This window comes from Sphingomonas sp. (assembly GCF_025362505.1).
Lineage (GTDB): Bacteria > Pseudomonadota > Alphaproteobacteria > Sphingomonadales > Sphingomonadaceae > Sphingomicrobium.
The window spans coordinates 1-14,676 of sequence record NZ_JANYGG010000050.1 but is presented as its reverse complement, the minus strand read 5'-3'; the positions used below and the strand labels follow the sequence as shown (position 1 = coordinate 14,676).

At 66.0% G+C, this 14,676-nt stretch carries 10 protein-coding genes; 8 read left to right on the top strand and 2 right to left on the bottom strand.

Annotation, left to right across the window (positions count from 1 at the left end):
- The 5 genes from Q0R27_RS04125 to Q0R27_RS04105 all read left to right on the top strand — a co-directional run.
- The coding region (locus Q0R27_RS04125; RefSeq protein ID WP_293941203.1) for a VCBS domain-containing protein at positions 1–3,093 on the top strand (3,093 nt) is incomplete at its 5' end.
- 64 nt (positions 3,094–3,157) lie between these two features.
- Positions 3,158–4,588, top strand: coding sequence for a TolC family protein (locus tag Q0R27_RS04120; protein ID WP_293941200.1), 1,431 nt, complete (start codon positions 3,158–3,160; stop codon positions 4,586–4,588).
- 29 nt (positions 4,589–4,617) lie between these two features.
- Entirely contained in the window at positions 4,618–6,765 is a 2,148-nt protein-coding gene (locus tag Q0R27_RS04115) for a type I secretion system permease/ATPase (RefSeq protein WP_293941206.1), read from the top strand.
- Positions 6,762–7,781, top strand: coding sequence for a cell wall hydrolase (locus Q0R27_RS04110; RefSeq protein WP_293941197.1), 1,020 nt, complete (start codon positions 6,762–6,764; stop codon positions 7,779–7,781). The genes Q0R27_RS04115 and Q0R27_RS04110 overlap by 4 nt, the downstream gene beginning before the upstream one ends.
- 11 nt (positions 7,782–7,792) lie before the next feature.
- Positions 7,793–9,085: an HlyD family type I secretion periplasmic adaptor subunit gene (locus Q0R27_RS04105; protein ID WP_293941194.1), complete on the top strand. Its 1,293-nt coding sequence runs from the start codon at positions 7,793–7,795 to the stop codon at positions 9,083–9,085.
- On the opposite strand, the gene Q0R27_RS04100 is transcribed toward Q0R27_RS04105, so the two are convergent.
- Together Q0R27_RS04100 and Q0R27_RS04095 are read right to left on the bottom strand one after the other, a co-directional pair.
- Positions 9,031–10,044, bottom strand: coding sequence for a transglutaminase-like cysteine peptidase (locus Q0R27_RS04100; RefSeq protein ID WP_293941191.1), 1,014 nt, complete (start codon positions 10,042–10,044; stop codon positions 9,031–9,033). The two genes, Q0R27_RS04105 and Q0R27_RS04100, sit on opposite strands and share 55 nt — an antisense overlap.
- A 48-nt stretch (positions 10,045–10,092) precedes the next feature.
- The gene (locus Q0R27_RS04095) at positions 10,093–10,902 is read right to left on the bottom strand and encodes an alpha/beta fold hydrolase (RefSeq protein WP_293941190.1); all 810 of its coding nucleotides are present in this window, start codon (positions 10,900–10,902) and stop codon (positions 10,093–10,095) included.
- A 62-nt stretch (positions 10,903–10,964) separates the two neighbouring features.
- Between Q0R27_RS04095 and Q0R27_RS04090 the strand changes: the two genes are divergently transcribed.
- The 3 genes from Q0R27_RS04090 to Q0R27_RS04080 all read left to right on the top strand — a co-directional run bounded on the left by Q0R27_RS04090 (position 10,965) and on the right by Q0R27_RS04080 (position 14,456).
- Positions 10,965–11,522 carry a (2Fe-2S)-binding protein gene (locus Q0R27_RS04090; RefSeq protein WP_293941187.1) on the top strand — a complete coding sequence of 186 codons (558 nt, stop codon included), beginning with the start codon at positions 10,965–10,967 and terminating at the stop codon, positions 11,520–11,522.
- Positions 11,523–11,588: 66 nt separating this feature from the next.
- Positions 11,589–12,524 (top strand): RcnB family protein, encoded by a 936-nt coding sequence (locus tag Q0R27_RS04085; protein ID WP_293941184.1) that lies wholly within the window; start codon positions 11,589–11,591, stop codon positions 12,522–12,524.
- Between the two features lie 93 nt (positions 12,525–12,617).
- The gene (locus Q0R27_RS04080; protein WP_293941181.1) at positions 12,618–14,456 is read left to right on the top strand and encodes a DUF885 domain-containing protein; all 1,839 of its coding nucleotides are present in this window, start codon (positions 12,618–12,620) and stop codon (positions 14,454–14,456) included.
- Positions 14,457–14,676: the final 220 nt, after the last annotated feature.

Genomic DNA, 14,676 nt, shown 5'->3' with positions numbered 1-14,676 from the left:
GGCAGCCACGGCACGATCAGCATCGCCGCGAACGGTACGTGGAGCTATACGCTGACCTCGCCGGTGAGCGAGACGAGCGCCAACAACGGCACCGACACGGTCAACGGGGTCGAGACGTTCACCTATCAGGTGACCGACGCCAACGGCAACACCACCACCAGCACCATCACCATCAACGTCAAAGACGATGTTCCGACGGCGTTCACTCCAGACTCAACTGCGGGGCTGGACGGGGACGGTGCGGGCAACCCAGTCACGGGTAGCCTCAACCTGCACATGGGGGCGGACGGTCTTGGTGGCCTGAAGTTCGACATCGGAACGCTCGGCAGTGTCGATGCCCAGGTGGAGGCCACGGACAGCAACGGCAATCTGCTCAAGCTGGGTGGTCAGCAGCTCTATCTCTATGGCGATGGCACGAACACGCTGACCGCGACGACGGGCACCAGTGCAACCAATGGCACTGTCGGCTTCATCGTCCACCTCGACCCAGCCACCGGGACGTACACGTTCGATACCGTCTCCGGCATCATCACCAACGGTACGCAGGTCAACTTTGCCAATCTTACCAGCACCAGCGCCGGCAACGTGAATTACGCCGCGATCGGTGCCAATGACGCCGCGACAGTCATCGATGCACTGATCTCGGGCCGCGGCGACACGGGCGGGACCGCCGGATCGGTCAATACCAACAGCACGGCCATCGGCGTGAACAACCAGTCGATGGACACGGGCGAAGCGATACGCATCGACTTCCTCAACAATCTGGTGACCCAGGCGGGAACTGCGAGCGGCTATGGCTTCAGCAGCCACGCCGCCACGACCAGCTTTACGCAACTGGTCCCTCAGGTCGGTGGTTCGCAAAGCAACACGGTCGATATCCGGGTCACGGCGATTTCCAGCAGCACGATCTCGTCGATCGCGCCCGATACGACCCCCGGTTCCTTGACTGATGGGGAGACAAGAACGCAGATCACCTCGGTGACCGTCAAAGACTATTTGACGAGCGGGACGACGACGCTGGACATCAGCGGGATCGCCAACGGCGTCACGGCGACTGTCGCCTACGGTATAACAGTCACCAAGAATGCCGACGGGTCGGTCACTTTCCATGGTGTCCAGGAAGGCGACAGCTACACGATCACGACGACGGCGAGCTTCTCGGCCGTGGTGGTAGAAAGCGCGACCGGCACCTTCGACTTGGGTATCTTCTCGATCGGTGCGGCGGCGACGGCAAGTCCGATCGATCAAAACTTCACGGTCGTGGCGACCGATGGAGACGGAGACCCGATCAGCTCGACGGTCATGACCACTATTGTCCCAAATATCGCCGGAAGTTCGATCGGCACGGCGGGCGTCGACACGCTAAACCAGAGCGCTTCGACAGCGCCCGTGGTATTGGCGGGGAACGCCGGTAACGACGTCCTCACTGGCGGATCGGGGAACGACCACCTCTACGGCGGGGCCGGCAACGACCACCTCTACGGCGGGGCCGGCAACGACACGCTCGTCGGCGGAACTGGGGCGGACACGTTGATCGGCGGCGCGGGCAACGACGTGTTCGTGCTCAGCAACGCGGCGATCACCGACCCGGGCGCCGCGAACATCGACACGATCCAGGATTACGCTGCTGGCGACATCGTCGACATCACGCAGATCCTCAACGTGGCAGTCGGCACCAACCTGATTACCGGGGGCTATGTTCGCATTTCGGTTTCGACCGGCGCGATCCAGGTCGATCTCAATGGTGGCGGCGACAATTATGTGACGCTCGCCAACATGAATACGGGCATCACGCCGACCATCCAGTATCTCGAGAATGGGGTTATCAAGACGGTTGCGGTGGCGCCGACTGCCCCGCCGATCGTGCTCGACCTCAATGGTGACGGCGTGCACTTCCTGTCTACTGAAGCCGGCGTGACGTTCGACTATGGCAGCGGCAAGGTTGCCACCGCCTGGGCGGCGCCGGACGACGGCATCCTGGTCCACGACGCCAATCATGACGGCAAGGCCAGCGCCAGCGAGATCATGTTCGCTACGAGCGGCAGCGATCTCGACGGGCTCAAGGCCTATGACACCAACCATGACGGCAAGCTGTCGGCGGCCGACGCCGACTTCGCCAGCTTCGCGGTGTGGCAGGATGCCAATAGCAATGGCGTGGTCGATGCGGGCGAAATGAAGTCGCTGACGGCGGCGGGGATCGCCTCGATTTCGCTATCGAGCGACGGCATCAGCTACACGGCGGCGAACGGTCAGGTCGAAGTTGCTGGCACCGGCAGTTTCACCACCACTCAGGGCACGACCGGCAGCCTTGCCGACGCGAGCTTTGTGACCGGGACGATTTCGACGACCACGACCACGACCGACCCGTTCAAGCTCGTTGCGGCGAACAGCAACGTGACCCTGGTTGCGGCGCTGGCGGCGGCGGGGCTGGCGAGCGAGGCGGCGGCGGCCCATTCGGTCGCGGCGCCAAGCGATGCCACGGTTGCCACGGTCGAACAGCATGTCGAGCAGGCGGTGGCTTCGGTCAGCGGCGCTGCGGACAGCGACGGTCAGCAATCGATCAGCGGCGAGACGCGCGAGGCGGACGAGACTTCGACTACCGCTTCGGCGCCGACGCATGAGGACGTGCAGGCGGCGAACGACGACCATCCGCTGGCCGGCACGTCGGATCACGGTGGCGAGGCTTCGACAGCCTTGCTGGCGGCGACCGATGCTCCGGCGATGGCGGCTCATGCGGCGACCTTCGCGGTGGCGATGATCGCGATGCCATCGGCGGCAGCGCTGGCGGCGGCGGGGCTCACCGGGGGCAATGCCCAGCATACGGGCGAGTTTGCCAAGGAACTGGTCGCGGCGCTGCACAATGGCGGCGGCGAAGGCCAGGCCCATCTCGACGCGCTGATCAATGCCCTGCCGGGCCACGCCGATGGCGCAAGTCCGGCATCGGCGGCGGCGGCAAGCCAGGCCGCGGCGGGCGTTCCGGCTTGGGACATCGGGCATATGGCCGCTTTCCAGGCGGTCGCTGCTCACGCAAACCTGATGGAAGCCGCAATGCTTCATCATGACGCGGTTCAGCCGGTGGCACACGCCGGTTGAGCCAAAGCGCCGGCCCCCGCGTGGACTCGGGGGGCGTCGTTAATCAGACCAGAAGGGGATACTCATGAACAAGAAGCATTGGACGCTCATCGCATCGGGACTTGTACCGGGCGCGTTGCTGCTGTGCGCCACTCCGGCGATGGCGATCGACCTCAAGGACGCGGTCCAGGCCGCGCTCAACACCAACCCCGAAATTCGCCAGGCGGTTTCGAACAAGCAGGCGACGCGCGAAGAGCGCATCCAGGCGCAGGGCCAGTACGCCCCCAAGGTCAGCATCGAGGTGTCTGCTGGCGCGCGCAACCTGCGCAACCCGACCCGCCGTTCGATCGGCATTAGCGGTCAGACGCTTTACCCGGCCGAGGGTGACGCCAATTTCGATTGGCTGATGTTCGACAGCGGCGGACGTCGCGCCGAGCTCCAGCGTCAGGCGGCGCGAGTCGACGGCGCGGGTGCGCGGGTCGATGAGCGCTCGCAATATGTCGCGCTCAACGTCGCGCGGACCTACATCGACTATCTGCTCCAGCAGCGCCTGTCGGCGATCGCGACCGACAATGTCACCTTCCACGAGAAATTGGCGGGTGACTTGCGCGAAGGCGTATCGAAGGGCTCGATCTCGATCGCCGACCAGCAGCAGGCCGAAGAGCGGCTGCAGGCGGCACGGGCGCGGGTGACCGAGGCCAACGAGGATCTCGACACCGCGGCAATCACCTTCCGCACGCTGACCGGGATGCCGGTCGACCAGGTGTCGGTGCCGCCCGACCTGTCGCAATTCATGCCCGCGACGCTGGACGAAGCCGAAGGCCTTGCTCGCGTGAACAATCCGCGCGTCCAGGAAGCGATCGCCGACCTGTCGGCGGCGCGTGCCTTCCGCGAAGAAGCGCGCAGCGAGATCGGGCCGAAGTTCAATCTCGAAGGCCAGGCCCGCTATGGCAATGACATGGACGGGTTCCGCGGTCACACCCGCGACCTGCTCGGCCGCGTCGTGATGCGCTGGAACGTGTTCAATGGCGGAATCAAGGAATCGAACCTGCGCGAGCAGGCCCGCCGGTCGGACGAAGCGCATGGCCGCCTGTATCAGATGACCCGTAGCGCCGAGGAAGATGTCCGCAGCGCATGGAGCCGCCTCACCAACCAGACCCGGTTGACCGGCGAGCTCGAGACGCAGGCGAAGGTCAGCGACGACCTCCTGCTGTCGTATCGCGAGCAGTTCAACGTCGGCCGCCGTTCGCTGCTCGACGTGCTCGATACGCAAAATACCCGCTATAATGTCCAGGCACAGCGCGAGACGGCCAGCCTGGCGAAGCTCTATGCGCAATATCGCGTGCTGGCGGCGGAGAACCGGTTGATCGAGGCCCTTGGCGTGACCAAGCCGATGGAAGCGTGGAGCAGCGAGCGCAATCGCTTCCGCGTCAACCCGATTCCGCCTTCCGACATGCGCGAGGACAGCATGCCGATGCCGGTGATGGGACCACCCGCGCCGATGTCGTCACGCTGAATGAGTAGAGGATTGGCAAGTTGAGTATCATGCATTGGCTGGACAACGCGCCATCGCGTGAGATCGACCCCGTCCTCGATTGCCTAGCGTACCTCGCCCGCCAGGCGGACCGGCCTTCGTCGCCGGTCCTCCTGCGGGCCGGGCTCGCCCTCTCCGCGACCGGCAAGCTGCCGTTTCACCAGGTCGAACCGGCGCTCGAGCAGGTCGGGATGCGCGGTCAGGCGATCCATCGCAAGCTGAAGCGCTGGCCCGACCGCGAACTGCCCGCGATCCTCGATCTCGACGACGAGCGCGCGGCCGTGCTGATCGAAATCAATGGCACGCAAGGGCTGATGTATTTGCCCGGAGTCGCCGAGCCGATATGGACCGAGCTCGACCAGCTCGACCCGATTTTCACCGGCCACGCGGTAATCGTCGAGGCCGATCCGACCCGGGAGCGGCTCGCCGAGCGGCCGTGGGACGAGGCGGTGCGCAAGCACTGGTTCTGGTCCGAAGTGTGGAAGGTGCGCGGCGAATTCTGGCCGGTGATGCTGGCCGCGCTGATCGTCAACCTGCTCGCCTTCGCGATGCCTTTGTTCACGATGAACGTCTATGACCGGGTGATTCCGAACAAGGCGGTACCGACGCTGTGGGTGCTCGCGCTGGGCGTGGTCATCGCGCTTGGGTTCGACTTCACGCTGCGCCTCGCGCGGTCACGGCTGATCGACGAGGTCGGGCGCAGGCTCGACGCCAAATTCTCGCAGAAATTGTTCGAGAAGGTGATGAACCTGCCGCTCGCCGACAAGGCGGGGAGCACCGGTGCCTTGGCCAAGCGCGTCTCTGAATATGAGAATGTGCGCGACTTCTTCGCCTCGACGACGGTCGTGCTGGTGGTCGACATCAGCTTCCTTGCGCTGTTCCTGGTGTTCATCGCGGTGCTCGCCGGCTGGCTGGTGTTCGTGCCGATCGTGGGGATCGTGCTGATGTTCGCCGCGGGGATCAGCCTGCAGCGCTCGATGGGCCGCTCGGCATTGGATGCGCAGGCGGATTCGAGCCTGCAGCATTCGGTGCTGGTCGAATCGATCGGCGGGATCGAGACGCTGAAGGCGGCGCGGGCTGAAGGACAGATGCTCGGCCGGTGGAAGCGCTATGCGGCGATGAGCGCGGGCACTCAGGAGCGGATGCGGCGGCATACGTCGGTCGCGATCAACCTGGCGTCGGGCGCGCAGCAGATGATCAGTATCGGGCTGCTGATCGGCGGCTTCTACAAGTTCAACGCCGGCGAAATGACGATGGGCGCGATCATCGCGATCGTCATGCTGGCCGGACGGGCGCTGTCGCCGATCGGGCAATTCGCGTTCCTCGTGACGCGGGCGCGCCAGTCGCTGACCACGCTCGCCTCGCTCCAGAAAATGATGGAAGCCGACGACGAACGCAATGTCGCGGCGCGCAGCATCGTGCCGGAGATCCGTTCGGGGACGATCGAGCTGGCCCATGCGACGTTCCGCTATCCCAATTCGTCGCGCGACAGCCTGTCCGACGTCAGCCTGACGATCCGCCCGGGCGAGCGGATCGGGATCATCGGCCGGGTCGCGTCGGGCAAGTCGACGCTCGGCCGGCTGATGTGCGGGCTCTATGCGCCGACCGAAGGGCAGATGAGCATCGACGGGCTCGACAGCCGCCAGTTCCACCCGCACCAGATCCGCGATGCGTTCCGCTTCGTCGGGCAGGATGCCGAGCTGTTCTCGGGCACGGTGCGCGACAATCTGATGCTCGGCGCACCGCAGGCCGAGGACCAGCAGCTGATCGACGCGGTCGTTCGCTCGGGCGCGGACCTGTTCCTGTCGCGCGATGCCGCCGGGTTCGATCTGCCGGTCGGAGAGCGTGGGTCGCGGCTGTCGGGGGGGCAGCGTTCGATGCTGCTGCTGGCGCGCTCGCTGGTCAGCCCGTCGAAAATGCTGTTCCTGGATGAGCCGACCGGCGCGATGGACACGCAGACCGAGGGTTACTTCATCGACCATCTCAAGACCGCGCTGGCGGCCGACCAGACGCTGATCGTGTCGACCCATCGCCACCAGATGCTGTCGATCATCGACCGGCTGATCGTGATCGACGCGGGCCGGATCCTGGCGGACGGGCCGCGCGCCCAGGTCATCGCGCAGCTCAACGCCGCCGCGCAGCAGGAGAAGCCGCAGTGAACCGCCTGATCCAGGCCTCGCTCGCGCTGGTCGGGGGCGTTTCGATCGCCACCGCGGCGCTGTTCGGGCTCGCCCCGACGCGCGGTGACGCGCATCCCGAGGCGGTGTCGGTGGTGATCCCGCCGCGCGCCGCCGCCGCGCTGGTCGAGGCGACGACGGGTGCGAAAGCCGCCGAAGTGCGGGCGACCGGCAAGGACGCCCAGATGATCAACGCGCAGCTGCCGTTCACCGCAGCTCCGCTCCAGGTGGCACGCGCGTTCACCGTCGACGAGGCCTCGCTCGACCATCGCCGGGCGCTGCTATGCCTGACCCAGGCGGTCTATTATGAGGCGGGTTACGAGCCGGTCGAGGGCCGCCGTGCGGTCGCTCAGGTTGTGCTCAATCGCACGCGCCATCCGGCCTTTCCGAAATCGGTGTGCGGGGTGGTTTACCAGGGCTCGACCGGGTCAGTATGCCAGTTCAGCTTCGTCTGCGACGGCGCACTGTACCGTCGTCCGTCGCAGTCGGCGTGGAACGAGGCCGAAACCGTGGCCGAGGCCGCGCTTGACGGATATGTCGAGAAGTCGGTTGGCGAGGCGACCCATTATCACGCCGATTACGTCGCGCCGCGCTGGGCGCCGATGCTGGCCAAGGTCGCCAAACTCGGCGCGCATATCTTCTATCGCTGGCCGGGGGCGTGGGGCACGTCGGCGGCGTTCACCGGCCGCTATGTCGGCGAGCCGTACGATCCTGCGGCGCTGCGCCCGGTGCCCAGCACCGCGGTGATCGCGGGCGTGACCGGTTCGGTCGACCTTTCGGGTGTTCCGGCGGGCCCGCCGATCGCGCGCGCCCCGAACGATGTCGGGGGGCTGCTCGATACGAGCAAGGGCTGGAGACTCAATATTCCCGGGCCGTCGGACAGCGACCGCGCGACCAAGGCAATCGCCGACGCGCAGGCCAGGTCGGTGCTGCATCCGGCGTCGGCTCCCGCTTCGACCGCCGCTGCAGTCGCTGTTACCGTCGTCGCGTCGCGTTGAGGACGAACCTAATGGCTTCAATTCCATTTATTCCCGGCAGCAATGCAACCAAGCGCCGGCGCCCGCCGTTGTCAAGCTCGGCGCGGGTGATCGTGATCGTCGCGGTGGGGTTCGCGATCCTCATCCTGTGGTCGATGATCGCGCAGGTCGACGAAGTGACACGCGGGCAGGGCAAGGTCATCCCGTCAAGCAAGGTCCAGCTGATCCAGGCGGCCGACGCGGCGACGATTCGCGAACTGCTCGTCCGCTCGGGCCAGCGGGTCCATCGCGGGCAGCTGCTGGCCAAGCTCGACAATACACAAAGCTCGTCCGAGCTGGGCCAGATCCAGGCCGAGACGACCTCGCTGTCGGCACGTTCGGCGCGGCTCGAGTCCGAGGGGACCGGTGCGGGCAACGCCTGCACCGGCGGCAACTGCGGCGGCGAAGCGGCGTTGCAGGCGGTGCGTCAGTCGGCGCTGCGCAGCAAGGTCGCCGCGCTTGCCGCGACCGCCGACCAGCGCCGCCGTGACGGGTCCGAAGCGCAGGCGACGATCAATTCGCTGATCGGCAGCCTCGCCATTGCGCAGCGTCAGGTCGGGATGCTCGAGCCGCTCGCGGCGAAGAATATCGTCCCGCAGACCGAGTTGCTCGACAAGCGGCGCGAGGTCAACGACCTCCAGGGACGAATCGCCGCGGCACGCGAGCAGCAGGGTCGTGCGGCGGCGGCAGTGCGCGAGGCCCAGGCCCAGGCGAGCGAGGCGCAGTTCTCCTTTCGCCAGGACGCGCTCAACGAAGCCAGCCAGATCAATCAGAAGATCGCGGTTAACGAACAGTCGCTGCGCGGTGCGCGCGGCAAGCTCGACCGCACCGAATTGCGCTCGCCGGTCGAGGGCATCGTCAACGATGTCCAGGTGACGACGATCGGTGGCTTTGTCCAAGCGGGCCAGAAGGTCATGGAAGTCGTGCCGCTGGGCGAGAAACTGCTCGTCGAGACGCGCGTCAAGCCGAGCGACATTGCTTTCATCAAGGTCGGCGACAAGGCGCTGGTCAAGGTCACCGCCTATGATTTCTCGACCTATGGCGGGCTCGACGGGCGGGTCGTCCAGGTGTCCGCCGATTCGGTCTACGACGACAAGGAAAAGGAAGCCTATTTCACGGTCATCGTCGAAACCGACCGCAGTTTCCTGAAATCACAGGGGCGTGTCCTGCCGATTACGCCGGGGATGATGACCGATACCCAGATCATCACCGGGTATAAGAGCGTGCTGAGCTATCTGCTCAAGCCGGTGCTGAAGGCGAAGAGCGAAGCGCTGCGCGAACGTTGATCGGCGCTCGGGAGCGGCCAGCTCGCGGTGAAGACGGGTAGCTGAAGCTCGGCGACCTGAACCGGCGCGGGCGCCGCAACCGGGGTCGGCTGGGCCACCGGCGCTGCGGCAAGGACCATCGGCGGGGTGTCGCGGCGGTAACCGTGGGTCCAGCTGCGCGCGCCGGAGAAGGTCAGCACGGGGCGGTAATCCTGCACGTCGGCGCTATCGAGCAGCTGGTCGGTGCCGCTGTCGAGCACCCACAGCCGGCCGCCGGCGCGAGCGACCGCGACGGCATGATCCTGGCGGCGGACGAGATCCCTGGCGATGACGAGGTAAAGGTCGCGCTCCGCAAAACCCGCGCGGCGCAGCATGGCGAGCTTGGCGATCGCGAAATCTTCGCAGTCGCCCTTGCCGCGGCTGAGCGTCTGGGCGGCGGGGGCCCAGAAATCCTCGACGCCATATTGCACGCGGTCCTCGACGAAGCGGACCCGCGAATTGACGTACATGTTGACCGCTTCGAGCCGGCGCATCGCGTCGCGCGTCTGTAGCGTGGCGGCGAAGCGGCTGGCGGGAGCATCGGGCGCGCCGGATTCGACGCGGTGCCAGCGGGCTTCGAGCGGGGTGCGGCCGATCGGCAGCGCGACGCTGTTGAACACGTCGGGGCGATCGGCGGAGATCGGACCGCGGATAATCGCGGGGACTAGCCGAACCGCGGACTGGTCAAACATCGGGGCGGCGACGATCGGACGGGCGTAGCTTGCCATGACGAAGGGTCGGTTTGGAGTTGCCGGGGCGCCTTGCTGGGCGAGCAATCGGTCGAGCGCGCTGGCGGTGCCGAGGATGGCGACGGTCTGGTCGCTGCTCAGCATGGCGCCGGGCAGGCTGGCCGACTGGGCGGAAACGAGCGTCGGCGCGCCGAGCAGCGCGAGGCCGAGGACGAGCCGGTCGAGAGCCGGGCGAAAGGCGGCGTGAACCATGACCCCGCTTTTCGCAGGGCAACGATAAGACGGTCCTAAATGGACTGGTTAAGCGGTCGGTAATTCCGGATCCGCAACGTCCCCTCTTGCCACGAAGATATCGAGTGCGACGTTGAAGTTCGTTGGTTGCTCGAGGTTGGGCAGGTGGCCCGCGCCATCGATGAACAAGAGCTCGGAATTTGGAATGAGTGCGGCGAGCTGCTCACTGAGCGCGGGTGGCGTGACACGATCCTGGGTGCCGCACAGGATAAGCGTCGGCAAGGCGATCGTCGCCGCGCGGCCGCGCTGATCGGCGGGCCAGACGGCGGCGCAGGCGAGGCGGAAGGCGTCGGGCGGGATGCTTGCCATCACCTTGACCAGTTCGGCGGTCAGCGTGGGGTCCGCGTTGGCGGCGAGGAGCGCGGGGACGCGGGCTTCGGCGAGTGCGCGCATGTCGGCGCTGGTGGCGAGCGAACGGGCGAGGATCGCGGGGCCGTCGGGATGGACAGCGAAGCTGTCGGCGATGGCCAGCGAGGCGAGGCGGTCGGGCGCGCGGTGGGCGATGGCGATGGCGACTACACCCCCGAGCGAAAGGCCGCAGAGGTGAGCTCGTTGGATGCCGAGCGCGTCGAGCGCGGCGAGGATCGCATCGGCGAAGCGGTCGTGGGGGGCAGCGTCGCTCGGGGTGGCGGGGGCGCTTTCGCCATAGCCGGGATAGTCGAGCGCGACGGCGCGGCGGGTCTGGCCGAAATGGGCGAGTTGCGGTGCCCAGGCGGATTTGTCCGAGCCGACGCCGTGCAGGAAGACTAGCGGGATCGCGTCGCCGGCGCCACGTTCATCGACGCCGATTGCGCCCAGCGATGTCCCGATCCGCGCCACGCCGCACCTGTCCGGGAAGGTCGGCTCTTTTGCAAGACGTCTTGCCGCGCTAGGCCAATGTCATGACCAGCATGACCGTCAATGGCGAGGCGATCCACTACAAGCTCGATCCCGAGACGCCCCTGTTGTGGGCGCTGCGCGATGCGTCGAATCTGACCGGCTCCAAATATGGTTGCGACAGCCGCGATTGCGGGGCGTGCACGGTGATTATCGACGGGCGCGCGGTGATGAGTTGCTCGGTGACGATCGCCGCGCTCGAGGGGGCCGACGTGACCACCATCGAGGGGCTGTCGCAAGGCCGCGCGCACCCGGTGCAGCAGGCGTGGGCGGCGGAGCAGGTCAGCCAGTGCGGCTTTTGCGATCCGGGGTTCATCATGGCAATCGCGGCGCTGCTCAAGACTAGCCCGAGGCCGAGCGAGGAGCAGATCGCGGCGATCCCGAACATCTGCCGCTGCGGCGCAACGCCGCGCATTCGCAAGGCGATTGCGAAGGCCGCCGACGCGATGGCGGGGCAGGCGGCGCCGGCCGTGACCGCACCGGTTGCTGCTGCGGCTCCTGTCACATCTTCCGCGCCCGCAACGCCGCCCGCCGCGCCTCCGCCACCATTCACCGCGCGCTAATCTGGATCAGCTCAATATCGCACCAATGGCGGAGTGCTCCGCCGGGTATGTCTCATGGAGACCGCGATGCGTAAGATGATTTTGGTGTTGGCGCTGGCGAGTGTTGCCGCGCCGGCACTGGCCGAACCCGAGGGCCGCGACGGCTGGGTCGATCGCCGTGCAGCGCGCGCCGAGCAGCGCCAGGAGCGTAGCGCGGAGCCTGCCCGCGCTGAACCGCAGCGTGTAGAACTGCAGCGCGTAGAACCGCAGCGTGTAGAACCGCAGCGTATCGAACAGCCGCGCGTCGACATGGGTGCGCGCATGAGCGGTGAGGGTCGCGGTGGCTGGCAGCGCTCGGCTCCCGACGCGGCCCGGGTCGACGCGGTGCGTCCCGAGGCGCCGCGCGGCGGTCGAAACGGTGGCGGCTTCTCGCGTCCCGACGGTACGACGCAGGTCACGCGCCAGGCGCCGGACCCGGAGGCCATCGCTCGGTGGCGCGAGCGGATAGCTCAGCGCGTCGGCGGCGAGGGACGGGATGCGGGCCAGGTGCGGACCGCGCCGGGTGGCGCGACGCGGTGGGGCGACCATGTCCGCACGCCGGGAACGACTAACGGCGGCTCGACGCGGCCGATCGAACCTCGCCCGATCGAGACTCCGACGGCACGCACCGGGCAGCGCGATGGCGATCACCGCTGGGACGGCAATCGCGACGGGCAGCGCTGGTCGAACGAGTGGCGGCGCGATCCGCGTTACGACTGGCAGCGCTATCGCGACCGCAACCGGTTCGTGTTCCGCATCGGCAATTACTATGATCCGTTCGGCTGGGGATATCGCCGCCCGAACATCGGCTTCACGCTGTACGTGGGCTACTACCAGCCCGACTATTGGCTCGACGATCCGTGGCAATATCGCCTGCCGCCGGTCTACGGACCTTATCGTTGGGTGCGCTATTATGACGACGCCGTGCTGGTCGACATCTACTCGGGCCACATCGTCGACGTGATCCGCAATTTCTTCTGGTAGAGCGGGTTCAGCCGTTGGTCGAAGGGGCGTTGCGGCATCGTCGCGGCGCCCCTTTCGATTTGAGTATCAGCTTCATTCGATAAGGGATTTTTGATGCGCGCATCGCTTGCGGGGGCCATCGGCCTGACGGCTTTGGCCACGGTTCTTGCCGGTTGCGCGACGCAAGCGCCCGTGCCGGTTCCGCCCCCGCCTACCTTCACTCAGGCCCCCGCGCAGAGCCCGCACGATGCGCTGTTCCAGCTGTTCAAGGATGATGACGAGGCGAGCCTCAAGCTCAACCCGATGAACGCCATCTATCGCGGAGACCTGCGCTATGCCGACCGCTTCGGCGATTACATCACCGACGATTATTTCAAGGCGTCGCGGGCGCAGGCAGTGGAATCGCTGGAGCGGCTGCATCGCATCGATCGCGGCGCGCTGAACGAGACCGACCAGCTTGCCTGCGACGTGTTCGACTATAGCACGAAGGACACGCTGGAAGGCCTGTCGCCGCAGATCCTCGCGCTGACCCGGGTGCGGCCGCTCAACCATTTCTACGGCTTCCAGAGCGCTTACCCGACCTTTGCCAGCGGCAAGGGAGGCGCGCCGTTCGCCACGCTCGCCGACTATGAGAATAACCTCAAGCGCCACGCCGGTTACGTGACCTGGATCGACCGGGCGGTCGGGCGGTTCCGCGAGGGCGAGGCGGCAGGCGTGGTCGAGACCAAGATGACGATCCGTAACGTCATCGAGCAGCTCGACAACCAGCTCGCGCAAAAGCCCGAGGCATCGCAATATTATGCGCCGGTGACGATGTTCCCGACGGGCATCGGCGAGGCCGACCGGACGCGGCTCAAGGTGGAGTATCGTGCCGCGATCGTCGACCAGCTCTATCCCGCGACGAGTCGGCTGCGCGACTTCCTGAAAAGCGAATATCTGCCGCGCGCGCGCGATGGAGCGGGGGAAATGTACATGAAGGGCGGCGAAGCGCTGTACCGCTACCAGATCCGCTCGACGACCACGACCGACATGAGCCCTGAACAGATCCACGCGCTCGGCCTGTCCGAGGTCGCGCGGATCACCGACGCGTTCAACGGGGTGCAGCAGGAGGTCGGCTTCAAGGGCTCGCTGCCGCAGTTCTTCGACTTCATGCGGACCAGTCCCAAGTTTCAGCCCAAGAGCCGCGAATCCCTGAACGCCGACTATTATGCGTTGGGCAAGGCGGTCGAGGCGAAGATTCCGACGCTGTTCTCGACGCTGCCCAAGGCGAAGCTGGCGATCCGGCCGTATGATCCGACGATCGAGAAATTCCAGGCGGGTGGGAGCTACGAACAGGGCACGCCCGACGGCTCGCGCCCGGGGACCTTCTATTTCAACGCCTATGATTTGCCGCAGCGTCAGACGTGGCAGGAGACGACGCTGTTCCTCCATGAGGGCGAACCGGGGCATCATTTCCAGATCAGCCTGGCGCAGGAAAATGAGGCGTTGCCGCCGTTCATGAAGTTTGGCGGGAACACGGCGTACGTCGAGGGATGGGCGCTGTATGCCGAGACGCTCGGTTACGACATGGGCTTTTACAAGGACCCCTATGCGCGGTTCGGGACGCTCAATGACGAGATGCTGCGCGCGATGCGGCTGGTGGTCGATACCGGCATCCATTCGATGGGTTGGACGCGCGAGGCCGCGATTGCCTACATGCTCGGGCATTCGGGGATGGGCAAGACCGACGCCACCGCCGAGGTCGAACGCTATATCGCGATCCCGAGCCAGGCGACCGCGTACAAGATCGGTGCGCTGACCATCCAGCGGTTGCGGCGGAAGGCCGAGACGGAGCTGGGGCCGAAGTTCGATATTCGCGAATTCCATGAGCAGGTGCTGATGACGGGGGCGCTGCCGCTGAGCATTTTGGAAGCGAAGATCGACCGGTGGATTGCGGTTAAAAAACCAGGCTAGCGGCGCGGAAGGTCAGTCTAAAGTCGGCCCCTCAGCGCTTGCTTGAAAGGTCGATCGGGGACGCGAATGTTCCGAATGTTCACGGTGACGCAGGTTAAGTTTAAGGTGGTTTCCGGAATTTGAGAAAGAGCTTTTTGCGACCGAATCATGCTGGGAATGTGTCTCACAATCGGGGCGCTGTAGGACAGCAAAATCGGTGAAACCTGAGATTGGTCGTTGT